This is a genomic window from Pseudomonas sp. 5P_3.1_Bac2 (genome assembly GCF_025465995.1).
GTDB lineage: Bacteria > Pseudomonadota > Gammaproteobacteria > Pseudomonadales > Pseudomonadaceae > Aquipseudomonas.
Window position 1 is genome coordinate 1,104,902 of sequence record NZ_JANLNY010000006.1, and the last position, 24,592, is coordinate 1,129,493.

The following is a 24,592-nucleotide window of genomic DNA, read 5'->3' on the forward strand; positions in this document are numbered from 1 at the left end:
TGAACTGAGCAGGAGAGAAAGTCATCCATTGCCTCTGCATCGAGCCTATCTATTTCACCCTCGCAACACGCCCCCCATCTAAAAAAACAGCTCAAATATCTTGATGCACAACTAATCAGAGCCCGGATGACCCACACGGTCGCCTGCACTTGATGCAGATTCGCATCAAGCCCTGATAGAGCACATGACAGAACAATACCAGCGACCTTTGCCAATACTCGCGAGCCGTGCCCCTCCAGAAGCAGCCCCTGCAATAGATATTTGGTCTACAGCAACACCTCTATGCGGCACACCAGATCTAGAACCTTTACGGATAATTTCCTGTGTCTGCTAATAGGCGCTTTAGACAGGCGCTTGCGTCTTTACGCAAGTGAAACCTGCGCAAATCCTAGCTATCAAATCGCCTTATTTCATACGCAGATATAAAAGTTAGTGCCACATACCCCGGGCCTCAGCAAACATCAAAACTGTCATGCTGATCTCAAACAGCCATAACACATAAATCATCTACCCCGCTGAATAGCGCGATGCTTTCATAGCCCTCATTGAGGTCAGGGCCTGGCAGATAACATGAATGCAGATTTGAGCTATGCGCCCTTAGACCGCACGCCAGTTCAGGAACTTTTAGAGCTAATCCACCTCAAAAAATTTCTACGCTGTGAAAAATCAATACTAATATAAAATTTCACAAGCACCGATCACGCACACGAATAACGGTCACGGGGTGAGCATGCTTTAATACAGAATACAGATGCACTCAAGCAATTACATAATCTCACTAGATATTACCAACCCATATAGACGGATGGACCCATGAACAATACAAATGAGCTACTAGAACTTGCAAAAAACATGCGCAGTAGCTACAGAAGTTTAATACCTAGTGCTGGCAGCCCTGATGAAGTATACAAGCTTGAAGATATTTCCATCCCCTCTAGAGATACCGGGCGAGCCATTGAGGGCAAGCTTTACTACCCGCGTGGCAATGCTGCCGAGTCCATCACCGTATTCGCCCATGGCGGATGGTGGGTTTCTGGTGATTTGGAAACCCATGATGTACTCCTACGTTACTTGGCTAACAACCTTAATACACTGGTACTGTCTGTCGGTTATCGACTGGCGCCTGAACACTGCGCCCCCGCAGCGACCAACGATGTGACGGATGCATTTCATTGGTTACATAAGCGCTTTAGCAGCATCAAAAAGACCTTCCTGGTCGGCGATAGTGCAGGCGGTAATATTATGGCCAGCCTTAGCACTCAACTAAATGCTGAGCATAAGGTCTCGGGTGTATGGCTGATCTACCCAGTTTTGGACGTCAACATGAACCCAGAGTCGTTAAAACGCCTGGCCACTGAGGACTTCCCTACCCTAGACATCCTTAATATGTTCAAGCAAAGCTACACCGCAGGTCAGGTAGGTGAGCAAGATCCGCTGGTCTCGCCAGTATTTGCTGATAACAGCAATATACCGCCGACTCTCATAAGCGTCGGTGAGGCTGACCCGCTAATTGAACGCTCCCGTGACTACCATAATGCGGCACCAAACAGCAAACTTCTTACCTACGCCAAGCAAAGGCACGGCTTTATTCAGTTCTTTAAGAACAAACAATACAACGCCCTCGGACAACAGGCCTTAGATGACGGCATTGAATTCCTGAAAAGCGTTGATTAATTAGTATTAAATATACCCGGTCAATCACTGACATACAGATCAATGGTTGACTGGTTTTACAGGGGTATAGTGTAGAGTTTAGTGGAAATATTTGATTTAAAAATACTAATGAAATCACTGATGCGTGCAACTAAAATTTAATTTTCGACAGCTACAGGCCAACATAGTATCTGCATCACAGGCTAAACCCCCCCCAATTACACTACCACTGACCCGCTATGTATACATTAATGGCAAGCGCTTTTATTTAGCTTATTTAAAGACGCTTATGCTGTCGATAAAACAAAATTTACCAGTACACATGAACACTACCATAGAGAAAACTTAAGGTGATTGCAGCTAGTGCAATCACCTTAAGTACTGCGCTTAAATGTTCATGCAAACCCTAATGAATAGGATAGCGGGAACGCTACTTAATGTAAGCAAAGGCTTGCACTTCTATTAGGTAACCGCCGCTGACCAAGTCGCTACCTACACAAGCTCGAACCGGTTTGGGACAATTCGCAAGCCAGGCCTCATAGGCAACATTCATTTCAGCAAAGTCATCAATATCCGCGAGCCATATCTGCACTCTTGTTAGATCCTGTTTAGAGGCGCCTACCTGACTGAGCAACTGATCAATCTGTGCCAAAACTTGGTGGGTCTGCCCTTGGATATCCAGCGATGTATCGGCGCAGACTTGCCCTGCCGTTTCGATGAAATGGTCATAACGAACGACTTGGGACATCAAGTGGTTTTCTTTAATGCGAGTAATCGATGTCATTATTTTAGTGTCCCTGGACAGGCTTTAAGCCAGTTTCTGGAGCCCAAAGCTGGCAAACAATAGCGCCCACCAGTAGTGCCAATACGCAACCGCCAAGCGCCGCGGGCGTGCCGTAACTTTCCATTAGCACGGGCAGAATAAAGGTACCGCCTGCACCACCTAATCGACTTGCAGCCACTACAAAACCTACGCCGGAGGCGCGCAATTCGGTGGGGAAAAGCTCAGGCGTATAGGCAAACTCCAAGACGCCGGCACCAGCCAATACGCAAGCGAATACCGCGAACAGCGTGACCACTAGTAACGCAGGCATGCCGGACCAAAGAGCCAGCACGGCCAGACTGGCGGCAGTGATATAGAAGCTACCGACCAAAAATGCCCGGCGCGAAATCTTGTTAATAATTAACAAGCCAATGATCGATCCCAAGAGCAGAAACACGTTGTACACGATGCCACTGGCGTAGCCATCTTCAACATTAAGCGTTTCCAGAATGCGCGGTATGAACGTGCTCATAGCGAAGTACGGAATGACTTGGCAGGTATAGAACATCGCACCTACAAAGGTGTTGCGTCGCCACTTTTTACTAAACAATTGCGTCCAGGAAGCCGACTGCGTCTTTGCATCTGCCTGAGGTAGCTGGATATCGCTGCCAAGGCGCTTACTGACGATCTCGCGCGCTTCAGCTTCACGCCCTCTATTGATTAACCACAGAGGGGATTCAGGTGTATTAAACCTTACCAGCAGCACCACAAAGGCCGGCACAGCGCTGCTGAAAAGAATCCAGCGCCAAGCATCATCGCCGAGACTCTGGAGCATATAACCGATCCCGTAAGCGCAGCTAAAACCTGCGACCCAAGCGACCATCATCATGCTCATCAAGCGCCCTCGCAGGCGTTTGGGCACCAGCTCACTGACTAATGAAATCCCCACGACGTAATCTGCGCCCAAAGCAAAACCTAGGATCAGGCGCAGTACTAAGAGCTGCGTAGGATCAGTGACAAAGAACTGCGCGACTGAGGCGATGAAAAAAACGCCCATCGTCCAAGTGTAAATATTTTTACGGCCAATACGGTCGGCAAGCGGTCCAGTCAGCAAGCTGCCAAACAAAATGCCAATCAAAGATGCCGAGCCGATTAACCCCAACCAATAGGTGGTCAGCCCGAGCGGTGTGGTCGCTAGGCTCATGGCAATGCCAATCAAGCCTAGAATGTAGCCATCGCTGAACTGGCCACCCATACCGCCGGCAGCAGCTTTGATATGCAATGAACGTAATGGCGCATCTTCGAAAACATGCGCTGAGGTTTGGGAAATTGTTGTCATTATTTTTTTCCTTGGGACGGTTATAGCTATTTACTGCAGTTCCTCGACGTTGACTTAAATGTCACCGCCTGCGGTTTTCGATTCGCTTTTAAGGCGCATACGCGCACCTAGGGTGCGCAACGGGTCAGGAGGCACCCAGCTTGGATTACTGTGGTTAAGGATGAACTCCAGGTCAGGGCTTTTAACGTTATTGATGTAGTCCGCCATGTAGTAGCCGAGGTAAGTTCCCTTAGCGACACCCACACCATTGCACCCCCCAATGACGTAGACGTTATCCGCCGCTTTTTTGAAGATGGACTCATGGTTGAGCGTCATGCACAGCATGCCGCCCCAGGTGTAGTCAAAAATCATCTTCTTTAACTGCGGGAAGCGCACCTCAAACGACTTACGATGCTGTGCCCAAGCGCTGTGCAGGCCTTCTTGAGTGCTCTGCAATGTTGGCTCAAAGTCCAAGACGTTACGGATAAAAATGCGCCGGTCATTAGTTAGGCGCACCGTTGTACCCGCAGGATGCGCAGAGGTCAGCCCCCAAGCAGCAACGTCTTTGAAATGGCGTTGATAGTCGTCATCGGACAGTTGCTCAGTCAGGCTTGCATAGGTGAACACCGGGGCCAAGCGGTTAGCCACCTGACCAAACTCCTCACTGTAAGCATTGGCGCTCAGTACCAAGGTGTGGGCACGCAATGTTCCACCGACCACCTTGATGACATTAGGTGCACCGTACTCGCAGGATACAACCGGGCTTTGCTCAAAAAGGCTGACATTGCTAGGCAAGGCTGCGGCAACCCCGCGGACCAAGGAGGCCGGATTCATCAGGATGTTGCCAGGCGTATAAATAGCCGACTGGTAGTAAGACGTACCCAGGCGCTTTGCCAACGCTTGGCCTTGAACCCGCTCATAGTCGAAGTGGCAGGCTTCAAGCGTTGCCGCAAAGCTGTCAAGGCCGGACAGGTTACTGCTTTCGTGAGCGGCCATATACTTGCCAGCCAAGTGCCAGTTGCAATCGATGTTGAACTTGTCTTTGAAATACTTCAGCCGTTCGATGGCAAAGGTATTGAGCCGATAAAGTTGGTGATCATGGGCAATATCGGGCTTGCCTGCATCTAAGTTATGCGGCAAATCAATGATAAATCCGGCGTTACGCCCTGAGGTTCCCTGCCCTACACGCATAGCCTCAATCAAAGCAATTTTTGCAGTTGGATTTAATTCAGCGAGCCTGTGAGCAAGTGAAAGCCCAGTGTAACCGGCACCAATGATCGCAATATCGAAGCTTTGTTCGCCTTTGAGGCGTTTGCCTAAATGCTGATCTCGATTTGGCGAAGTTTCAAACCAACCCAGATCACCGTCGACGCGCGGGAATTTTTTTATTTTTTGCATAAATGCTCTCCTCGTAAACGCCGCTAAAGTCGTTCACAGAGGCCCCATCAACAAGCGATATAATTTCATCCTGGCATTCCGTTTCGGAATGCTAAGAACAGGCCTAATGCGTTAGGCTAGCGCTTGCTAAAACCCACAGTCCTTAACCACAGAACTCACGAGTGCGCGGTATGAGTTATCAAGGCAACAAAAATATGCCACCCATATACACCTTGGCTTATTTTGAAGCAGTCGCCCGACTCGGAAGCTTCACCCTGGCGGCAGACGAGTTATGTGTTACCCAAAGCGCTGTCAGTAAACAAATAAAAAGCCTTGAGCAAAACTTGCAATTTCCGCTGTTCGACCGACAGCAACGAGGCGTGGCTTTAACCAAAGCGGGGCAAGAGCTTTACGAGAGTACGCAACCGCTTTTAAACGCTCTAAGCGATACCGTAGCGCGCATAAAACGCTGGCAAGTGAGCAATGTGGTGAGCGTGATTTGCACTCAGGCAGTATCACACTATTGGCTATTTCCACGTCTGGTACTGTTCAATCAGGTTCGCCCGGACATTACAGTCAACATTGTGTCGACCAATGACATCAGTGCGGAGGCATGCTTAGGGCACGACTTTGGAATTCTTTACGGGAATGCAGCATGGCCGGGATTGCATGCTTGCAAACTGTTCGATGAGGTTATATTTCCAATATGCAGCAGTAGCTTCCAGGCGCCGGAAATTATCAGCCCCGAACAAATACTGGCGCTGCGTTTAGTACAGCTTGATCCAAGAGCATGGAACTGGATGAACTGGAGCGACTGGTTTAAACACTTCAATGTTGCCTATCAGCCACCTGAAAACATATTGATTTACAACCAAGTGACCTTGGCCCTAAGCGCAAGCGCACAAGGTCTGGGGGTTGCGCTAGGTTGGGAGTTTATGGCGCGAGATTCTATTAGCAGCGGAATCATTAAGCAGCTAGGGCCCTTCGCTTATCACACGGGCAAAGCCGATTATCTCGTCTGCAATGCCTCAAAACCTCTTTCACCCGCTGCCGAAGTATTCAAAAATTGGGTGTTAAGTACGCTTCAGTAACTCTGAAGGCTTATGCGTTACTCAATTCGATCTGTAACGGGAAGGGCTTTTGTAGAAGCTTTGCACAACAAAAAAGGGTGACCCTTTCGGATCACCCTTCTAGACCGCCAGCAGAGCGGATTTTGTTTGGTAGGCACGATTGGACTCGAACCAACGACCCCCACCATGTCAAGATGGCAGCCAAATACCCATATCTAGTTGATTTTAAAGAAATTAGTTAGTTATTTATGCTTTACAAAAAGCCTTAAAACACCACGTAAAATCAATAACTTAGGCACTGTATTTTCCTACAGCTAACGGGCTTTTCCCAAGCCTGCTGATACTGCGGCGGTACAACAATCCTGTAGCAGTAGCGTAGAGGTTGCGGCTCAAACATTGTCGATCCTGGCCCTTCTCGAGCACCGCTCCTTTTAGTGAAGCTCAGGTATATCAGTGCTACTGAGCCTTCACTTCCCACAGTTCATCCCACCTCGTTGTGTAGCTTTGGCTCATGAGTTCACGCCGCATCATCCAGTCAGCGGACGGTTTGATTCGCCCAGGGCGTAGCGTGCCGCGCCCGTACTTAGCGTTGATCTGATCGAGCACACCCATTACTCGATCAGTAGTTGCCGGCTGCTCAACAGCAAACAGGTCACCGGTAAACTCGCCGCGCTGACGCAGATCGAGCAGCAGCACCTCGGCTTTGCTGTAGGCATAGCCCTCTTTGAATATTCGGTCCAAGCCTTGCATTGCGGCGGCGGTAATAACTCGCGTGTCATCGCTCGGGTAAGGCAGTTCGATCAGTGCGCCCTTGGAGTACTTGGCTTCGTCCGGATTGAACATGCCAGTGCGAATCGACACCCGTACACGCCGGCACAATGAGCCCTGCGTGCGGAGTTTCTCGCACGCTCGAGCAGCGTAGGTTGCCGCGGCCTCCCTTATTGGCGGCAATTCATGCAGGCGTTTTCCGAACATCCTGCTGCAGCAGATTTCCTGCTTTGCAGGGACAGCCTCCTCAATGTCTAAGCAGGGCGTGCCGCGCAACTCCCGCGCCGTCTTCTCCACCAGAACCGAAAACTGCTTACGCAGCGTCCACGCATCCGCCTGCGCCAAATCCCAGGCCGTCTTAATATTCATAGCCTCAAGATGAGCCGTCATCCGCCGGCCGATGCCCCACACCTCAGCCACCTCAATCGCCCGCAACAACTTATTGCGGCGCACCGGATCGCGGATATCTACCACCCCGCCCGTCTGCCGCTGCCAACGCTTCGCCGCATGATTGGCCAACTTAGCCAGCGTCTTAGTGCCCGCAATCCCAACCCCTGTCGGGATACCCGTACACCGCAACACCTTCGCCCTAATGTCCCGGCCCAAGCGTTCGATAGAGCCCTCAGGCAAGCCCGACAACTCAGCAAAGGCCTCATCGATCGAATACACCTCAAGCGCCGGCACCATCGACTCAATCACCGACATCACCCGCTGACTCATATCCCCGTACAGCGCGTAATTGCTCGAAAACGCCAAAATGCCATGGCGCTTCAAATCCACCTTAATCTGAAAATACGGCACCCCCATCTTCACAAACGGCTTCGCGTCCGCCGAGCGCGCAATCACACACCCATCATTGTTAGATAGCACCACAATCGGCACCCGCGCCAAGTCCGGGCGAAACACCCGCTCACAGCTCGCGTAAAACGAATTGCAATCCACCAGAGCAAAAACCCGCTCACCCTGCGTCATGGCAACGCACACTAAACCGCACCACTCCCCACACACACAGCTCATCCCCTTCCAACACATAACGCGGCGGATAAACCGGATTCTCCGAGCGCAACACCACCTGCGCCCCGTCCCTGCACAATCGCTTCACCAACGGCTCATTATTCAGCGCCGCAATCACCACATCGCCCTGGCGCGCCTCCCGCGAGCGATCCACCACCAACAAATCCCCATCAAAAATCCCAGCCCCAACCATGCTGTCGCCCGCCACCTTCACCACATACGAATGCGGCGCCCGCAGATCGAACAACTCATCCAGGGAAATCTCATGCTCCAAATGATCCTGAGCAGGGCTCGGGAAACCCGCAGGCACCCGAAACAAAAAAAACGGCAAGCGCACCCCTCCATTGGTTGGCCGCCCTAAAAGCTTAAAAGTCATAAGCATACCGAATACTGTACATGCGTACAGTAGACCACGCCCCGTCGTAGAAATGAAGCCACCAGCCGACCAAACAGCACACCGCAAACGCCCGTGAACCGGGGCCATCCGGCACAAAAAATGCCCGCCAAGGCTCTAGCGCGCGGCAAAATCTGACCTACAACATTGCCCACCCACACAAAGCCCGGGCAGAATCAAAGACTAAGGAGACCCCAACAGGGCATTCAATAAAAGACATGGAAAGCAGCTATGGAAAAGCGCACCGCGCCAACCTATGAATTCGACGGAGCTTGGCAGGCAGACTCAGACTGGAAGGTCGATAGCCTCAGCAACTTCGAAACCAGGGCCCGAAACACGACCCAAGACACCCTAACCCATCTAAAGTCCAACAACGGCGGAGCATCATTTGCGGCCTGGAACCAAGCCTCCGCCACAGCTGAAAAAACTGCCCCCCAAACAGACCTGCTCAAAAGCCCAGCGCCCCAATCGCCCGGCTTCTATGTCATACAACAAAGCATGAGCGGCGATCAGGTCATCGCCAAACTGTTTACCGACCCACCAACCCCAAACATCCTCACCCGCATCAAATCGCTGAACCCCACATTCAGCCAAGGCTACAAAGCAGGGGAAATACTCGTACTAGGCAACCTCATCAACCCCACCGCGTGCTTGCGCGAAGAGGCGGACCTCATGGCTGCCGCCGCCCAGGTACGCACCGCCCTAGCCCCCCTTAGCGAAACTGAAGCCAACTTCATGGTGCAACACCAGGCAGAAATAAGCCTCATGATCGATGGCGCTAGCCAATCGCTTGGCATCACAAAAGACGTCCTAGATAAAGGGCTCCAACAGATACAAAGCACATTGCGCGACATTGAATACCTGCATCAGCGCGAATTCACCGCCCACGGTCACCTACAAAGCCAACAATTCTTTGCCACACGCCAACAACTACTGCGCCAACTCGACAGCCAACTCAAAGCTACATTTCTCGGCAAACAGCTGGGCCTAGGTAGCTACCACACCCTCCGCCAAGACCTAGGCATATCCACCAAAAGCCTAGTGCACCACTGGAGCCGCAGCGGCGCACCAGGGCAAATCCCCGGCTACGCCACCCACATGACCGAAGTCTCAAAAGCAGCAAAATTCCTCAAAGCCGGTGGTTATATCGGCCTTGCTCTCGGTGGAACTGCTTCTAGCCTAAAGGTTCAGGAGGTGTGCCAAGCAGGAGATGCCCAGGCTTGCCAGAAAATCCGTTTTACAGAGACCGGGAGTTTTGCCGGTGGCATAGCGCTTGGAACGGCCGCTGTGCCGCTCGCATCCCGGTTTTTAGCTGGGCCAATCTGTGTGGCGATCGGGGTCGGATCGGCAGGCGTCGGGGGTGTGGCCTGCGCCTTACTGGTAATTGGCGCTGCCTCTTATGGAGCGGGCCGACTGGGCGGCGATGGCGGAGAGGTAGCTGGCGAACTTTTGTATGAGGGTACACGATGAGCTGGTTCTGGAATTCGTGGTGGCCATTCACCCTGCTGGTCACCCCTTTTTTCATTGCAATTTCCGGTCAGGCGCTGACTGTGTACATGGTTTATCACGACCTTGAGCGTGTAAGGGATACGTTCCCGAATAGCCAGCTCATACGAAACCAGATGAAAATGTGGTCCGGCGCTGGGTTCACAGCCAGGTACATGCAGCTGAACGTAATCTGCGGGGCAATCTGCCTACAACGATATTACGTTAAGCGCGGCCAAGTTAACCTTTCCGAGATGGCCAAGGTCCCAGCCGGGGTACGCGCGCGCGCGCGATGGTCTTCTACCCTGCTGGCCGTGGCAATTGTCTGGTTTGCCATTGCTGTCCTGGCAATAAAGCATTTCAAACCCTAGCCGGTTCATTTCGCGCTTGAGTGCCCTAGCATTAGTTGATCTATACCGAGCGCTGAGGGGCGCATGGGCCTATATCCGCTCATTTATGATCGGCTGGGCGATCAGAATTTTTACCTGAGAGAGCTTGACTAATAGGACAACGATACCCAAAATTCACATTGCAACCGTGAACGGTTGAAAGCTACGTCGGTTAAGTCCGACGTTAAATACTGCGAAAGCAGACCACAGCCACCTTAGGTGGCTGTTTTTGTTTTAGGGGTTACGATGCACATTTGCTACATAGACGAATCTGGAGATTCGCAGCAGGTAAACAGCGCCACCCACAATCAACAACCAATGCTCGTGATTGCAGGACTATTTGTAGATGCGGGCTGCATTAATCGACTGACCGAAGACTTCATTCGGCTCAAGAGAAAATACTACCCGAAGCGTTTTGCAACCGTCCATCATGCGCTTGACGTGCTCTTAACAGAAATCAAAGGCTCCGATATTCGGACAGATATCCGGAAAAACCCTGTAAACAGTCCAATAACCCAGCATCACTTCCGTTTTCTGGATGAAGTACTTGCGATCTGCAAAGCCCAGAACGTGAAACTAGTATCTCGTATTTGGGTTAAATCCTACGGTCAACATCTGAATGACAAATCCGTTTATTCGATTTCAGCCCAAAACATAGCGAAGCGCTTTCAACACTACCTCATAGAACAAAGCTCCCGTGGAATGATCATTGCCGACTTTCGTGATCCCGTCCGGAACCGCTATGTAGCTCATTCAGTTTTCACGCAGAAGCACAAACTCGGTAACGGCGGAGATGCCTATCCTTCAATTGAGGAGACAGCTGTATTCGGCATTAGCGACAACCACGCCTGCCTACAGATCACCGACCTAATCTGCTCTAGCCTGCTTGCTCCAATCGCTGGGCGAGCGGTATGCAACGGCCCTTTTAATAATGTCCATACGCATGCGCATTACGACGCCATTGCACAGCGGTACACAAAGCGTATTCGTGCAATGCAATTCAACTGCTCCTATGACGGCCAGCGTTTATGGGGCGTAACTGTTAAAGACCCACACCAACGTAAAACTACGATTTTCTGAAACTAACTGACTGACGTCGGGTACACAAAAAAGGCCCGGTACCGCGAAATGCCTGCGATAACGGTCCTCCTTACTGCCAATATCAAACCTAAACTGCCTTCACCTTCCAAAGCTGATCCCACCTAGTGGTATAGCTCGGACTCAACATCTCGCGCCTCATCCCCCAGGCCGGCGCCAGTGGCACCCCAGCCTGGCGCAACGTGCCGCGCCCCCCGCTTAGCGTTAATCTGATCGAGCACGTCCATCACCTGCTCAGCCACCACAGGCTGGGTCTCGGCAAACATGTAGTCGGTGAACTCGCCGCGCTGGCGTAGATCCATCAGCAGGTTCTCAGCCTTGGCGTAAGCGGCTACTAGTGAACTTGTCATAGACATACAAACCAGCACAATTTAATGTCGAACTTGGTCGTGAGAAGTATAAATTTCACACCACACAGTGGGATTAGAAGTTAAATTTTCTAAGGATTTAGACATGCCGGCACAGCTCGACGAAGCCGAGAAGCAAATTCTCGCAGCTTTACTCGCAGACTTTTCAGAGCGCGGACTCGCTGCTAACGACCTGAAAAAAAAATATGAAGGCCCCCGAGTTGCTGACCTGAGTGCAGTGATCTGCGCTTCAGGAGACATATCGACAGTTGATTTTGATTTGGCTTTCTCCGATCTTGAAAAACGGGAATTCATAAGAACAGGGCCGTTTGCACCTTACCAGGATAAGCCTTCTAGCGGCTTTGTAATGATGGGAGGCTATAGTAAAAGAGAGTATTGCAGCCTGTCTGAACTAGGGTACAAAGCGGCTAGACAACCCCCTAACCGCCCGGCCAGAACACCGAGTATCACAAATCACCTCACTATCTCAGGAGGCCAATTCTCTAACGTACAGCTAGCAGCTGGTAATAATATCTCTCAAAATCTTGATATTTCCACTGACCATGAAATCGTTAGCCAGCTAATTGAGCTACTCGAGAACAATGGACATTCAGTCTCTGCCGAACAACGTATTAATTTGGTATTAGCAGTAGAAGAGGCAAAAGATGGTAATGGTAAACAAGCGAAGAACGTACTTGAAAAAGTTTGTGGTCCAGCATGGGGAGCAATGCAACCGATTATCTGGCCGATATTTGGCGAGCTTCTAAAGAAAAGTCTTGGTATATAAGTAGAGTCATCGGTTAATTATGTTGAATAGTGGTTTAAGGTCAACACCACCGTGGGCAATGTGCGAAACAAAGGACCAGAACTGATTAAACCTGTGATACCCGCCAGCAAATGAAGCCCCATAGGGGGCTCCATTTTTATCGCATTTAAAACAAGGTCAATTGACCAGGATGAGAACGCCAGTGCTGGCATACATTTTCCCACCGACCAAGCCGGTAACGAAAATAGCGATGCACAAAAACGCTCTTCATAGTCGAGTAAGCCATGGCAGGCCCTCCCCTAGAAGGGTTAGAAGGTTTTCGCTTGCCCTGATCTGAGACCACAACTACACTGCTGACGTCTTCCCCAAGACATCTGTATAGGAATCAGGGTGGTTAGGTAGACCCTCATTCACCTCACCAAGGCTCAAGAAGTGTTAGAAGCACTTCTTGAGCTTTTTTGCTTCTGCATCCTCGCTAGTCTAGGAATTGCAGTGTGCATGGTTTAGCAACGGACCAAGAAGCACCAGGCTTCATGACCGTATTCCCATGCGTCGAGTACGCGCTGCGAGTTCTTCACCCGACGGTATCGGCAGAAAACCCAACGGAACCCTTTAGGGGCTGGTTTTTTAGGCATCTTCCATAGTCACCTCCTTAGCAGAAGGAAATTTTTTCTTGCCATCCGCTAGGAAACGACTAACATTCCTTTCGCAGCTACCCTGCAAGGGCGAGCCCCTTCTCTAAAGCTCACCGAATTGATTGGAGCGCCAACTCCAATCAGTTCAAAATTATCATCTTGCCTTTCTTAGCCAAAACTCTATTTTGATATGATGCTGCGTCATAGCTAACGCCAAATCTTCGCATCACATCAAACAACGTATTGCACTCCCTCATCAGACTCTCAGGCATCAGTATCGCGCCTGCGAATCTATTTGCCTGCCACTCACTATCTAGATAGGCAGGAAGCCTACCTTGCTCAGCACGGTGAAACTTAATTGGGGCATTCCGGTGCATCAGGTAGTGACCAAGCTCATGCGCAGCTGTAAACCTATCCCTTCCTTGGCCATCACAACAACGCTCGTAAACATCCTCTCTCAATCGGATCACGTTTTCCGAGGGAATCGTGAGGCCATGATTACTCCCCATCTGCGCCATTGTTCCAACCTCAAGGGCGAACCCGTCGAAGAACTGGGGCATACCGAGCTCTAAAAACTCGATGATGGGGAACGCATCGGCGGTTATCTTCAAGTCAGACCGCACGGTAGCTGCAAGCTTGAAAATTTCCGCCTCACTTCGGGCAGGTACTTCACATGATGGGCCACTCATCTCATCTACCTTTCTTTTGAGCAGAATTGAGAACCTGAAGAATCCTATCCAGGTCATTCGAATTCATCTCATTGAACTGCCGAGAGAAAGCTAATGCCGTCTCTTGGTGCTTTGCAGACATCCCTTTCGTTCCGATCTCAACCTGCCCACGACTGAGCAGCGCAGCCTTTTCCAAGGTTGCGTATTCTTGTGTACCTGCCCTCAATCCGAGAAAGGCTCCCAGCCTGCTCACCAGATCCTGCGTGATCTGGCGCTTACCGGTTTCGATCGTAGAAAGGTGGGCCGCGGAGATTCCGACGCCTTCAGCCATATCTTTCAAAAGCCACCCATGGTCGATGCGAGCTTTTCGAAGGAATTTACCGATTTCAGTCAACATATATGCCTCCAAGCGAACTAACATAGCTCACTGAAAAATAGATTAGCACATTTTGCTAATTCATCAAGCTATAAATGAAAAATATATACAGGTTCGAGTATGAAAATCTGCACAACCTGACGGTTCGCTTTGCGACGCTGCATATGCACTATAAGTAACATTTACCGAAAGCCTCGATAAGACGGTCCAGCTTTCGGCTGGTCATTTCTGAAATTCTTAGCGTTTGCCCGCCCATCGTGGGCGCCTATCACCAATGGTCACACGTCGCGCATAAATCAAACGTGGTTCATTCGCTACTTGGTTAGAGCAGCTTCGCCCGCCTCGCCCTCTACGCGCCGTCCCTCTTCCTGACGATGAGCTTCAGCCTGCTTTTGAACCTGTCGCCAGCGGGATATCTGCCGGTCAATGGCCAGATCGTACTCAGCAGCTGTCAGCTTATGCTGGGGGAAATCTTGGATTCCATCCCACGCCACGGGGTCGAGCCGGAGTACATCGCGGTGCATGGTATAGCGAAGTTGGTCGAGCAGGATGGACTGAACAAATCCTGGGAACACATCAGTCGGAGTATCCACCGGCAGGCCGATCAGCTTAATTGAGGCTTCGAATGCCGCCGCCTTTGCTGTGAGTGGATTCTGGACGTCCTGCAGCGTTCGGCAATTCTGAACCGACTGATCCACCATTGCGCGCAGCGATATACAGTCAATCTGAGCGCTCTTAAGTAGCTCACCGGTGTTGCTCAGCAACTTGGCCATGGCCTCGTAAACGTGTAGCACAGCCTTGCTCGCAGCCTTCGCTACGCTTGATCCGCACGCAGGGCACGCGCCCTCCTGGCGTTGTCCCACGGGACCGAACCACCCGCAACTGCATGAGCAAAGCGCCTGGCCGTCCAACGGCAGCGGATTCAGCGCGCGTATTGGCTCTCGCTCACCCGGCTTCAAGCGGTCTGGATCAGTGAAAAGTGCCGAGTCTGTAGATTGTCCAGGCATCTGGAGTACCTATTGGGTGAGGGCTCACGGCCGGATAAAGTTGAGAGCGGCCCCTATACCGCCAGGCCGCGGTGAGTCAGCCGGCGAGCTTTTCCCGTTCTTGGGCCAGCCTGGCCAACTCCTGCTGTTTGCGCTCGGCGCTCATGCCACTTAACCGCACCGCTGACATTTGGGCATTAATGGCCTTCAAGGTAGGCTTGGAAGCGCCGGCCGCCAGAGACTTTGCCATGTCACCTGTCTTGAGCCATGCCTTGAACTCCGGCATTTTCATCTCAGTGACGTCACCCACGCTCCAGTCTTTGTCGAAGTTGGATTTATAGGCTTTGAGCGCCGCGGCCTGGCTGGTATAGCCCAGCATGACCTTGTGCTCATCGAACTTACCGCTGCCCTGATCTTTCTGGTCTACGACGAACACACGCTGGCTGAACGGCTCAGGCCCAACGTAGACATCCACCTGGTCACCGTCAGCGCCGGTGGTGCGTTTGATGTAGCCGTAATGGTCCGACATGGAATGCGACCACTCCTTACCGCTCCCATCCACCCCCCTGCGCTCAGAACCGCGCGGGTTCTCGATGGCGATGTCCAACCCCTGTAATTTGATATGCCCCTTGCGATAGTTGCCCGCTTCCTTCTGGGCACGGGTCGGTTCGGGCAGATCGTTGTCTGGAGAGGTAGCAGCGCTGCGAGCAGCCAGATCCAGCGCTTGAGCAGGCGGTAACGCGGTCTGATCATCACCAACCTCCGGCAGAACGGCACCGGGCTTGGCGCCATCCTTGTCGCCATATTGCTCCGCCTGGTTCTCCTGGAGCCTTTCAGCGTATGCGCTCGCGCTCTCGGGATCTTCAATATCATCGTCCCCGCCACTGGCTTGCAATGCCTGTAAGTAAGGTGAAAAGCGCAATGCCAATGCCTGGGCAGCAGCAGACGAAGCGCCGGTACTCGGGTTTTCCGACAGACGAATCAAGGCGTTTCTGACGGGTGCGCTCTCGTATAGACGAGCGAAGCCACCGATCGCGCCTGCGATAGGTATGGCCTTCAGCCCTGCCGCAGTTGCGGCAGCGAAACCGCCAATACTGTAGTTTTGCTGACCAGTATTCGTCATAACACCAACCTGACCTGCGCGTCGCGTCGCATCCAACACCTGCCGCAACCCTTCAAGCTGTCTACGGTCTGCATCCCTGAAGAAAATATTGGCCTGGGCCGGCATTTTGTTCATGTTGTTGATAAATCGATCAGGAGATAGCCCATCAGCGCCATTTGAGTCTCTGAGGAGCTTTTGAATGATCGTTGCTCGTGCTGCCTGCCTGCCTTCAGTGTCGAGACTCTGGTATAGGCTCCGCACCTCACTCGGTTTTCGACTGAAAAGCAAACTTTCGGCCAGTTCAGGGGTGACATCCCCGCGATCAAGAACCGACTTCATGCGAGATTTGCTTACCTTGGCAGCTTCCTCACCGTAGATGGCATTCGCTTGACGGAGCTTCAGCACGTCCTGAACTGGCAGGTTCGCCTGCGCAACATCGTTCATGTCGTCATAAAGCGCTGATTGGAGACGAGTCAGTAGGGCTTTCGCCCGTGTGGGAAGCTGGCTTCGCGCGGCGCCGTCGAAGGACTTCACGATGTCTCGCAAAGCAGTGCGGTTCTCACGGAGAGAGGAGTATGTTTGTGGTGCTGCGTTTAGCGTTTGCATGAACTGCTGGATTTCGTTCGCCGCCTCAGGGCTCCCAACAATCCCCGGCCGGTTAAGCTCGGCAAGGGCTTCTTCTGCGGCTTGGGTAGTTCTGGCGTACGGTACAACCCCTACCTGATCCAACTGGGCCTCGTACCTGCCAATCCTGTTGCCAGCAGCTTGACGGCGCCGACCTACCCTTGCCTCAAGGCTTTCCATGATCTGATCAGCTTGGGGTGTCGGGTACTGAGTATTTAGATCCTCAACCGCGGCTATCCGGGCTTCATGCTGTGTTTGACGTGTTCCCCCCGTGCCAGCGAACGGAATTCGCTCACCGGCTACCTGCGCGCTACGCGACATGAACGTTTCAGGCGGAAATACATCGGAGGTCATCAATGGGATGTTGGCCTGCTTGGCGGCTCGAACGAGCTGCACATTTTCACCTTGGGCAGGATTTCGCATTGCGCCGCGTATTCGCCTGCCGGCGTCGACAACACCGCCCGCCGCGCTCGCGACGACAGGGGCCGCCGCACCAAGCGCACCAGCTATCGCGATTTCACTACCATCCACATCGCCGCCAGCATTTGCTTGTAAGCCTTCAAGACCCGCCTGAGTAGCGGCAGAACCAGCCCCTAGCACTGCCCCCCGCCGCACAAGACCGCCGCCTGCCGCTGTAGCTACACGGCCCGCAGGTGCAAATGCAGCGCCGATTCCCGCGGCCTGCGCCACATCAAAACCGCTCAGGCCAGGCTTGTTAATTACCGTCTGAACACCGGTCTTGTTGTTGGCAGCAATCAGGTTGCCCTTCTCATCTTGAGAAACTCCAATATAGGGAGAGCTAGAACGCAACATTTGGGCAATTTCACCAGTATCCGTTGTGGTAGGCAGAGCCGCGAATAACGCAGCTTGCTGACCGGCTGGAATATCGAGCCCTTTGAAAAGCCCCGAGTGTTGCAACTCTGGAAGCTCTTTGGTCGCGCGGGTTTGCCGGTCCTCGCCTGTGAACAAGTTCTTCACGGACTGGAAAAAACCACCTTCTTTGGAGGCTTCTTTCTCGGCAAGTGGCGCAGATTCCCAGGCGGGTCTGGCAGAGCGGTTTTCTGGTTTCGCAACAGCGCTCGCATCATGAAGCGGAGCATCTTCCCAAGCGGCCATTATGGTTTCACCCTTTGCTTTCCATTCGGGTCGATGAACACCGTGCCGGAGGACAGGCGGTTATAGTCATCGTCGTTTGCGATCCGAGGCGATGTAGGCTGTTCTTGCCGAGGCGCTGACTGCGACTGTGCCGAAGGAATTTGTAAGCCTCGCTGCTGATCAACCTGCGGAATGACCGTGCCGATGTCCAACGGCTCCGCACGCGCATTATTTCGGCGCTGCTGGATCATGTTGGTTTTCAGCTCCATCGCCTTTTCGTTCAGGTCACGGATTTCGCTCAGGCGCTGCTGGACCAGTGCTGGGTCATTGATGTTGGTAATGAGCTCATTCCAGGCGCGCTGGGCATCACCATCAGTCTGAACACCAGCGTTGAGCCGAAGACTCGCGTTGCGCAATTGTTCAAGCGTCGAGTTGAGCGAGCCGTAGTTCCTCGACTCCTCGGTACTCATGCCCATCGCATTGCGAGCCGCTGCGAGCTTGTTATTGACCGGACCGAGATTGAGCTTCCCGGAGGTGATTTGCTCGCCAATGCGCGATAGCTGATCGTTCATGGTCGAAGCGGCTGCAATCGCCTCAAGATCCTTGTCCTCAGCTTTTTGAACCGGAGCCGCAAGGGGCTTGCTCAATTGGTCTTTAGGCGCCAACCCCATTTGCTGACCGTATCGCAGAGCGGCCTGGCGATTCTCAGGAGTATTGAAGACGCCGCTCAGGAGCTTGTAACCGGACACGCGATCAACCAACTTCTCGATGGGCACCTCAAGCACTTCGTCGTCGGCGTCGTTGGCAGTGCCGCGGTTCTTGGTCATCGGTGCGGTGTATTTCTTTCCATCATCCCCCGTCACCTCCAGTTCAAACACCACGGTCCCATCCGTGCGGCCGGGCATTACCTGAACGATGCGCTTTTGACCGCCACCGCCCTTCTGTATGTTCGGCGCAAACATACGATTTACCGCGTCTAAAGCTTCAGGTGAGTTTGAGTTGAGTTCACCAGTGAATACTTTGCCGGCAGTCGCTACATCGCCCTGCATGGTCGGAGAAAGGACGTGGCGGGGGTCCATCCAAGGGTTGCGCTTGAACACCTCAAGGTCGTTGTCGTCCAGATCCCCACCAGCGGCTATCTTGGCGTAGGCGGATTTCGCAGTGAGCGCATCCTGTTGCTGCATCTCGGCCTTGTCCTGCCTGCTGATCTGGCGCGTCAGCTGCTGTTGCTGAAGATCAAAGCGCTGATCCTCACGCTGCATCCGCGCTGCTGCCTGCCGCTGACCGGAGACCTGAAGGCCATAGGTTGCCTGGAATTGGCGATCCTGGCGCGCAGCGTTGTCGGCATCGCGCTGTTGGAGGTACTGACGCTGGGCCTGGGTGTCAGTGTAGTTTCGCTGATCAGTTTCCCGGCGATACGCCAAGTCGTCCCTACGCAGTCCCATTTCTTGCTGCTGGATCTCGCGACTATATTGGCGATCCTCTGCCTGTTGGGCGAGCTGGGCCTGTTGCAACACGCGCCGATCCTTCTGCGCAAGCAAATTACTGACTAGGCCGAAGCCTTGGGTAAAGCCATCCATACCACCACGGGTATCTAATCCGCCTGCCATTTGTTGTCTCCCGACAATAAGAAACAGCTCCACCTATTGGTCTGCTGTTGCTAACTTTTGGTAAATTTTACATCCCTAGCTACTCACTGTAATTCACATGAAACAGTCGCTTTACCAGCCAAGACGAATACCCCATTTACCTTTCTTGATGCCCTCATCCATAAAAGGGAAGACAGAGTGTTCATCGAAAAACTTACTCGATTTTGTGGGCCCGAGTTCGTCTATAAGCGCTTCCATTACCTTGTTGTATTCCCGCGCTCGCCGCTGACACTCTTTAGAGGCTATGTGGAAGTTGTAAATATAACTCCCTAAGAACCATAGAATTACCAGCCCGGTGAACAACTTGATATACATAACAGGCATCCTTCCCGAACAGAGGGCGATTACATCGCGACAGTTCGACTATACCTGTCACATAAATGACCCTGCAATGAAGCCAACCCCCGCGCCAATGGCCGTACCGACTGGTCCAAAGGCGGAGCCCACCATGGCGCCAGTGGTGGCCATGCCAACCTGACTCGATTGGGTGTTAGCCTTTGCTTGCTGATTCATCTGGTCCTCGGCCAGCTTGGCCTGTTGCTGCTGTTGTGACAGTTGGGAAAGGCCTTGCATGGCCTCACCCTGCATTTCTTGCTTCAGCCCAACTAATCCGTATGCCATAGCCTTACCCTCCCTGCTTCAGGCCACTGAGGCCCATCCCGCCGGCCATGATTTGCTCCTGCAGATCGCGTGCTGAGACGCGGGCGTTGTTACTCGCATCTACCGTTGCAGATGCTCGACCCAACTGCAGTTTTCTGTCCTGCGCCGCCTGCTGGGCAGGTGACAGCATCAAACCCATGCCCTGTTGCTGCATCTGGAGACCCTGGGTCGCGCTATCAAAGGATTTGTTGACCGACTCTGAGGCGGTTGCCGCCTGCTCACCGGCAAAAGACTCGCTGGTGGCGATGTTGGCCAGCTTGTCGACGTAGGGTTGAAAACGAGCTTTCCAATCGTCCCATTGGGAGCGACTGAGCTGTCCCAGCACGGTGGAAGCGCCCTGTTTACCGGCAAAAGCCGCATTCGGATCGACGTAGTAAGGCATTAGGCATACCCCCCGAAATTAGCGGCGCCGTTGGCGCTGTCGTAGATATTTCCGCTCAGTCCTTTCGGATTGAGGACACTAGAGTTGGCCAAATTTGTCTTGGCCGGGGCCATGTTGTTAAGCCCGTAGGCTGCTCCGCCAGCAACAGCTCCCATAGCAGCACCTGCGAGTTGCAGGTTTGCAGACTTGCGATTGAAATTCGTAAACGCAGCAGACTGGGCGTCTTGAGCTGCTTGGTTGGCGACGGTGTTTAAGCCCGCCTGGGCCTGTGACGACTGACCCTGGCCGATAGCGGCCACGCTATTGAGCCCGGCAATCTTCTGCCCTTTCTGCTCAAACTGCGCCCGGGCCATTGTGTCACCACCCGCGGTCCCGACACTGGCGGCCAAGTCGCCCTGGGCGCCAATAAAGCGTCCACTGTTAGGGTTCAGCCCATATTGCTGGGTCATGCCCTGGCTGACCTGTTTCATGCCTGAGGTGAGCGCTTGTTGAGTTCCCGCATTCGCCTTGCCGCGGACGTAGGCCATGCTCCCGGCCGAATCCATGTCATCTACGCGCTTCATATACGCGTTTTCAACCGGTGCCAGCCTTTCCTGGGCGTAGTTCCACTTTTCCGCGGCCACTTGAGCGGCATACTTCTGTTCAGGCGTGTCCTGTATCGAATTATCGGTTTTGCCCCCACCGCCACTCATTGCGCACCTCCCTTGATTAATTCCTGGTTGTAGTCGTAAAAGCTCTCGTCGTGGAAAAACCGCCGTATGCCGGCGGAAACCTCAGCCATCCATGCGCTCCCGCCGATGAGGTAGGCGCATTGCACCACCAGACCGGTGAGTTGATCCCGCAAGACAAAGGCCAGGCTACGACCGTGGTGGTCACCCTCTCGCTCAAGGGTGACGCTGTCGCGCCAATCTTGAAGGGCTGCGGCCATGAGCGGGCGAACGAAATGTTCAAAGTGGCGGTAGAACGGGTTGATGGGCAACTCGATCAGCGCGAGCCAGAACGCCTGGTAAACGTCGTTGGGGGTGAGCGGCTTATCACCGTCCACGATGTCATCCAGGGTCTGCGAGATAGAGAACAGCGTCTCGCAGAATAAGATTGCATCAGGGTTGCCCTTGAGTACCCGGGCGAGCAATTGCTCTTGTGTTTCGCTCATGGATAAGTCCTCACGCGAAAATTCGTGTCAAATCCGCCTGACGCAGTTTGATCGTTGCATCCTGGCCGGTACCGGATTTGAAAATGATGGATAGCCGAAGCTTAAGGCTGGTGGGCACCTCCGCCAGGGTCAGCGTCTGCGTGACGAGCGTGCCGGCAATGGTCCCTATTGGCATTGCGTGATTCAGCTCCTGGTTCTGCCCGATCTGGGCAATGGTGGTGCCGCTCGCTCCCACAGCCACGATTTGTAGGGCCACCTGCAGCACACTGGCATTCACGCTGATGAACTCCCATCCCGCAACAGCTCGCAAACGATGGCCCACGGCGACCTTTGACACATCCACCGACTGCTCCAGGGTCAAGGTTGGCGTGTTACCGCTCGGCATGCCCGTGATGCGCAGCACCTGTTTGAACCCCGCATCTGCGGTCTCCTTGGAAGCTGCCACTGTCAAGCCGTTGAGGTTGGAGCCCAGCAGGGTGCAAGACGTGGCCACTTGTCCCGAGGCATTGCTGCCGGCGCCCAGCGTGCCATTGGTACCGGTGAGCAGCGAGTTGGGAATCAAGCTGCCGCCGGGTACCAGCGCCGCGTCGTAAGCAACATTCGCGGTTGGGAGAACTGCCGGAAAGGTGAACAGGCGTTTCAAAGCCTCAGCGACCTTTCGGCCGATGATTCGCGCGCCTGCCGCAGTTGGGTGGAGACCGTCACCTGTCAGTCCGCCCAAAGGCCAAAAATTCGAACCGGACGCTGGGTCAACCATTTCGTCCCAGGGGTTCACCACCACCACGCCCAAGCTGGGTGCAACGTTCAAATACCAGTTGTGGACAGCGAAGTGGTTCGCGGTCTGCTGCGCAGGGAGCCCAACGTTAACGCCCATCACTGGCGTCTCAGCAATGGCAATGACTATCTTGCCCCGCTTGATCAATGCCGAATACATGTACTCAAGATTTCGAATCGTCTGTTCCAGCGTCATGCCTTTGATTCGGTCGTTTCCGGTACCAAAATGCACCATCACGTCAAAGGCATTGCTGTTGGCGATTACATCGGCTTGCAGACGGGCTAGCATTTGCGACGTGGTGTTGCCATCGATCCCTTTGTTCAGAGCCAGGGGAAACGCGGCAAGGCCGCCCGTTTCTGAAACAGCCCAATCAGCAAAGCCTACGTTGCCCTTGGTGCACTGAAACGCGCGGCTGTCACCCAGCACCAGTACATCGGTGAGCAAGGGCTTGTAGAGGCGGGCCAGCACCTTCTGCACGGCACCGTCCGCCAAAAGACCCTGCTCCGCTGTTGCCGCACCGACATCGCCGGGGGTAACGGTAAGTTTACCGCTCTCATCCGGAACAACGTCATTGAGCTGCTTGACCGTTCCGTCACCGCCACCACCGCCACCACCGCCCTCACCAGAGCCTGCGATAACTGCAAGTCTGGCCGGGCATGCGGCCATGATGACCGTGCCATATCGGTCAGTAAGTGGGTAGTTACCGTCTTTATTCGGCCCACCGGCAGCAGAACCCGCGGCCCAATCGGCGAATTGCGCCAGGCTGATCTGCCGGTCTTTCAGAAACTCCTCGATCTTCTCCAGGAGATCACGAACGTTCTGCGCTGTGGCCAGCCGGAGCAGGACGTATGGCGCGCCATTGACGGCCGCCGCCGCAGGCGCATCGAGCGTCAAGCGGTTGTCTGCCTCAACCGTCACCACCTCGAAGCATTGGCCGCTGGTCAATACCAGAACGTCGCCACGCACGGCATTGGACAACCATAAGGTGCCAGTCCCGGTTGCCATTGTTGCGCCCGCGGCGATGCTGACCGTGCCCGCGCGGTAAATGTGGTTAGACATACTGTGTCCTGAGAAGTGTTAAGCGGGGCCGGAACCGGCGGGTAGGATGATGCCTTGATCAACAGGCCTTCTGGTTTCAATGAACAGAAACGGCATGTGAATTAATGTTCCTGAACGACCTGTCAGGATGATTCGCTGGATGGACTCGCCGATCAGACCCGGTACGTAAAGTCGGCTTCCTGCAACCTCTCCGTTGTAACGCTTGAAGTAGCCAGTGCCAATGGAGCTAACGAGCATCCACTCATTACGCGCGCCATAGGTGTCCGATCCAAGCCAGAACTCCACATACTGATCACGCAACACCTGATCGCGATTGCTGTATCTCCAAACACCGCTCGAGCGCTTGTAACTGACCGCGTTGTTGCCAGAGTCAAAGACAACCACCGAGCCCGGCGCCCAAACGCGAATACCATGGGTTTCACCGCTTATGTATCCACCGGAAGCAATGACCATGAACTCGCACATATAGTCCCGCAAAAGCGCATAACGCTGCGCATTGTTCTGCGCCCTACCCGGTAAGTTGATGACCGAGAACGCAACCACAACCCCCGTCCATGCTCCCGGAGCGCCCTTGGGTGCGATATATCCAATAACGGTGGCCACTTGCGAGGCGATGTTGCGCGGTCTGGCGAACACCAGTGGCGGTGTCACACTGGTTGAGACGCCATAAAAGGTGTACTCAAAAAAGATGGCTTCAGAGCCTATGGCACCATAATCCTCATACAGCTGCACATTGGTCCATCCGCCGTTATCAATGTGTCCCGCATCTTCACCGGTCGCAATGAAAATTGGGTTATTTTCATCGACAGCGAGGTTGCCCCAATCGTTAGTGACCCTGAAGCCGATACTCACGAGGAAATACCTAGGATCAGGAAGCACGACACGGGCGCCGAGGACCACGTCAACGTGTTGCCGTTGATCACCACAAGAGGAACCGGTGACAGCCCTACGTTCTCCGCAGGCATCAGGCTTATATCCAGCTTGAG

The 24,592-nt window shown here is 53.4% G+C and carries 23 protein-coding genes and 1 pseudogene; 6 read left to right on the top strand and 18 right to left on the bottom strand.

The window, feature by feature from the left end; genetic code table 11:
- Positions 1-813: 813 nt before the first annotated feature.
- Entirely contained in the window at positions 814-1,674 is an 861-nt protein-coding gene (locus NTD81_RS09165; RefSeq protein ID WP_262181823.1) for an alpha/beta hydrolase, read from the top strand.
- 409 nt (positions 1,675-2,083) lie between these two features.
- On the opposite strand, the gene NTD81_RS09170 is transcribed toward NTD81_RS09165, so the two are convergent.
- The 3 genes from NTD81_RS09170 to NTD81_RS09180 are packed head-to-tail and all read right to left on the bottom strand — an operon-like array spanning position 2,084 to position 5,132.
- Positions 2,084-2,437, bottom strand: coding sequence for a RidA family protein (locus tag NTD81_RS09170; protein WP_262181825.1), 354 nt, complete (start codon positions 2,435-2,437; stop codon positions 2,084-2,086).
- Positions 2,438-2,441: 4 nt separating this feature from the next.
- Positions 2,442-3,755 carry an MFS transporter gene (locus tag NTD81_RS09175; protein ID WP_262181827.1) on the bottom strand — a complete coding sequence of 438 codons (1,314 nt, stop codon included), beginning with the start codon at positions 3,753-3,755 and terminating at the stop codon, positions 2,442-2,444.
- Between the two features lie 54 nt (positions 3,756-3,809).
- The gene (locus tag NTD81_RS09180; RefSeq protein WP_262181828.1) at positions 3,810-5,132 is read right to left on the bottom strand and encodes an NAD(P)/FAD-dependent oxidoreductase; all 1,323 of its coding nucleotides are present in this window, start codon (positions 5,130-5,132) and stop codon (positions 3,810-3,812) included.
- A gap of 170 nt (positions 5,133-5,302) precedes the next feature.
- Here NTD81_RS09180 and NTD81_RS09185 point away from each other — a divergent pair, with 170 nt between their 5' ends.
- Positions 5,303-6,202 (top strand): LysR substrate-binding domain-containing protein, encoded by a 900-nt coding sequence (locus NTD81_RS09185; RefSeq protein ID WP_262181829.1) that lies wholly within the window; start codon positions 5,303-5,305, stop codon positions 6,200-6,202.
- Between the two features lie 435 nt (positions 6,203-6,637).
- On the opposite strand, the gene umuC is transcribed toward NTD81_RS09185, so the two are convergent.
- Complete coding sequence (gene umuC, locus NTD81_RS09190) at positions 6,638-7,921, bottom strand: translesion error-prone DNA polymerase V subunit UmuC (protein ID WP_262181831.1); 1,284 nt, start codon at positions 7,919-7,921, stop codon at positions 6,638-6,640.
- Positions 7,908-8,339, bottom strand: coding sequence for a LexA family protein (locus NTD81_RS09195; RefSeq protein ID WP_262181833.1), 432 nt, complete (start codon positions 8,337-8,339; stop codon positions 7,908-7,910). Before NTD81_RS09195 ends, umuC begins: the two co-directional genes overlap by 14 nt.
- Before the next feature lie 249 nt (positions 8,340-8,588).
- On the opposite strand from NTD81_RS09195, the gene NTD81_RS09200 reads away from it, so the two are divergent.
- The 3 genes from NTD81_RS09200 to NTD81_RS09210 all read left to right on the top strand — a co-directional run bounded on the left by NTD81_RS09200 (position 8,589) and on the right by NTD81_RS09210 (position 11,311).
- Entirely contained in the window at positions 8,589-9,827 is a 1,239-nt protein-coding gene (locus NTD81_RS09200; protein ID WP_262181835.1) for a hypothetical protein, read from the top strand.
- The gene (locus NTD81_RS09205; protein ID WP_262181836.1) at positions 9,824-10,213 is read left to right on the top strand and encodes a hypothetical protein; all 390 of its coding nucleotides are present in this window, start codon (positions 9,824-9,826) and stop codon (positions 10,211-10,213) included. The genes NTD81_RS09200 and NTD81_RS09205 overlap by 4 nt, the downstream gene beginning before the upstream one ends.
- A gap of 264 nt (positions 10,214-10,477) precedes the next feature.
- Entirely contained in the window at positions 10,478-11,311 is an 834-nt protein-coding gene (locus NTD81_RS09210) for a DUF3800 domain-containing protein (protein WP_262181838.1), read from the top strand.
- 88 nt (positions 11,312-11,399) lie between these two features.
- Here NTD81_RS09210 and NTD81_RS09215 read toward each other — a convergent pair.
- Positions 11,400-11,655 (bottom strand): annotated as a pseudogene (locus NTD81_RS09215) (DUF4113 domain-containing protein); the annotation flags it as partial.
- Between the two features lie 127 nt (positions 11,656-11,782).
- On the opposite strand from NTD81_RS09215, the gene NTD81_RS09220 reads away from it, so the two are divergent.
- Complete coding sequence (locus NTD81_RS09220) at positions 11,783-12,463, top strand: hypothetical protein (protein WP_262181840.1); 681 nt, start codon at positions 11,783-11,785, stop codon at positions 12,461-12,463.
- 754 nt (positions 12,464-13,217) lie between these two features.
- Here the strand turns inward: NTD81_RS09220 and NTD81_RS09225 are convergent.
- From NTD81_RS09225 to NTD81_RS09280, 12 genes are all read right to left on the bottom strand, one after another.
- Positions 13,218-13,823 carry an ImmA/IrrE family metallo-endopeptidase gene (locus NTD81_RS09225; RefSeq protein ID WP_262181842.1) on the bottom strand — a complete coding sequence of 202 codons (606 nt, stop codon included), beginning with the start codon at positions 13,821-13,823 and terminating at the stop codon, positions 13,218-13,220.
- Positions 13,768-14,142, bottom strand: a complete 375-nt coding sequence (locus NTD81_RS09230; RefSeq protein ID WP_262181843.1) for a helix-turn-helix domain-containing protein — start codon at positions 14,140-14,142, stop codon at positions 13,768-13,770. The genes NTD81_RS09225 and NTD81_RS09230 overlap by 56 nt, the downstream gene beginning before the upstream one ends.
- Before the next feature lie 293 nt (positions 14,143-14,435).
- Positions 14,436-14,894: a hypothetical protein gene (locus tag NTD81_RS09235; protein ID WP_262181845.1), complete on the bottom strand. Its 459-nt coding sequence runs from the start codon at positions 14,892-14,894 to the stop codon at positions 14,436-14,438.
- 310 nt (positions 14,895-15,204) lie between these two features.
- A complete protein-coding gene (locus NTD81_RS09240; RefSeq protein ID WP_262181847.1) occupies positions 15,205-17,949 on the bottom strand; it encodes a hypothetical protein in 2,745 nt (914 codons plus the stop codon).
- Positions 17,949-19,538: a hypothetical protein gene (locus tag NTD81_RS09245; protein WP_262181849.1), complete on the bottom strand. Its 1,590-nt coding sequence runs from the start codon at positions 19,536-19,538 to the stop codon at positions 17,949-17,951. The genes NTD81_RS09240 and NTD81_RS09245 overlap by 1 nt, the downstream gene beginning before the upstream one ends.
- Positions 19,539-19,649: 111 nt before the next feature.
- On the bottom strand, positions 19,650-19,892 hold the full coding sequence (locus NTD81_RS09250) for a hypothetical protein (protein WP_262181850.1): 243 nt from the start codon (positions 19,890-19,892) through the stop codon (positions 19,650-19,652).
- A 57-nt stretch (positions 19,893-19,949) separates the two neighbouring features.
- The gene (locus NTD81_RS09255; RefSeq protein ID WP_262181851.1) at positions 19,950-20,198 is read right to left on the bottom strand and encodes a hypothetical protein; all 249 of its coding nucleotides are present in this window, start codon (positions 20,196-20,198) and stop codon (positions 19,950-19,952) included.
- A gap of 4 nt (positions 20,199-20,202) precedes the next feature.
- A complete protein-coding gene (locus NTD81_RS09260; protein WP_262181852.1) occupies positions 20,203-20,619 on the bottom strand; it encodes a hypothetical protein in 417 nt (138 codons plus the stop codon).
- Complete coding sequence (locus NTD81_RS09265; RefSeq protein WP_262181854.1) at positions 20,619-21,311, bottom strand: hypothetical protein; 693 nt, start codon at positions 21,309-21,311, stop codon at positions 20,619-20,621. Before NTD81_RS09265 ends, NTD81_RS09260 begins: the two co-directional genes overlap by 1 nt.
- Positions 21,308-21,772 carry a hypothetical protein gene (locus NTD81_RS09270; RefSeq protein WP_262181855.1) on the bottom strand — a complete coding sequence of 155 codons (465 nt, stop codon included), beginning with the start codon at positions 21,770-21,772 and terminating at the stop codon, positions 21,308-21,310. The genes NTD81_RS09265 and NTD81_RS09270 overlap by 4 nt, the downstream gene beginning before the upstream one ends.
- Positions 21,773-21,782: 10 nt before the next feature.
- Positions 21,783-23,606: an SGNH/GDSL hydrolase family protein gene (locus NTD81_RS09275; RefSeq protein WP_262181856.1), complete on the bottom strand. Its 1,824-nt coding sequence runs from the start codon at positions 23,604-23,606 to the stop codon at positions 21,783-21,785.
- Positions 23,607-23,624: 18 nt separating this feature from the next.
- Positions 23,625-24,458 carry a hypothetical protein gene (locus NTD81_RS09280; RefSeq protein ID WP_262181857.1) on the bottom strand — a complete coding sequence of 278 codons (834 nt, stop codon included), beginning with the start codon at positions 24,456-24,458 and terminating at the stop codon, positions 23,625-23,627.
- Positions 24,459-24,592 lie beyond the last annotated feature (134 nt).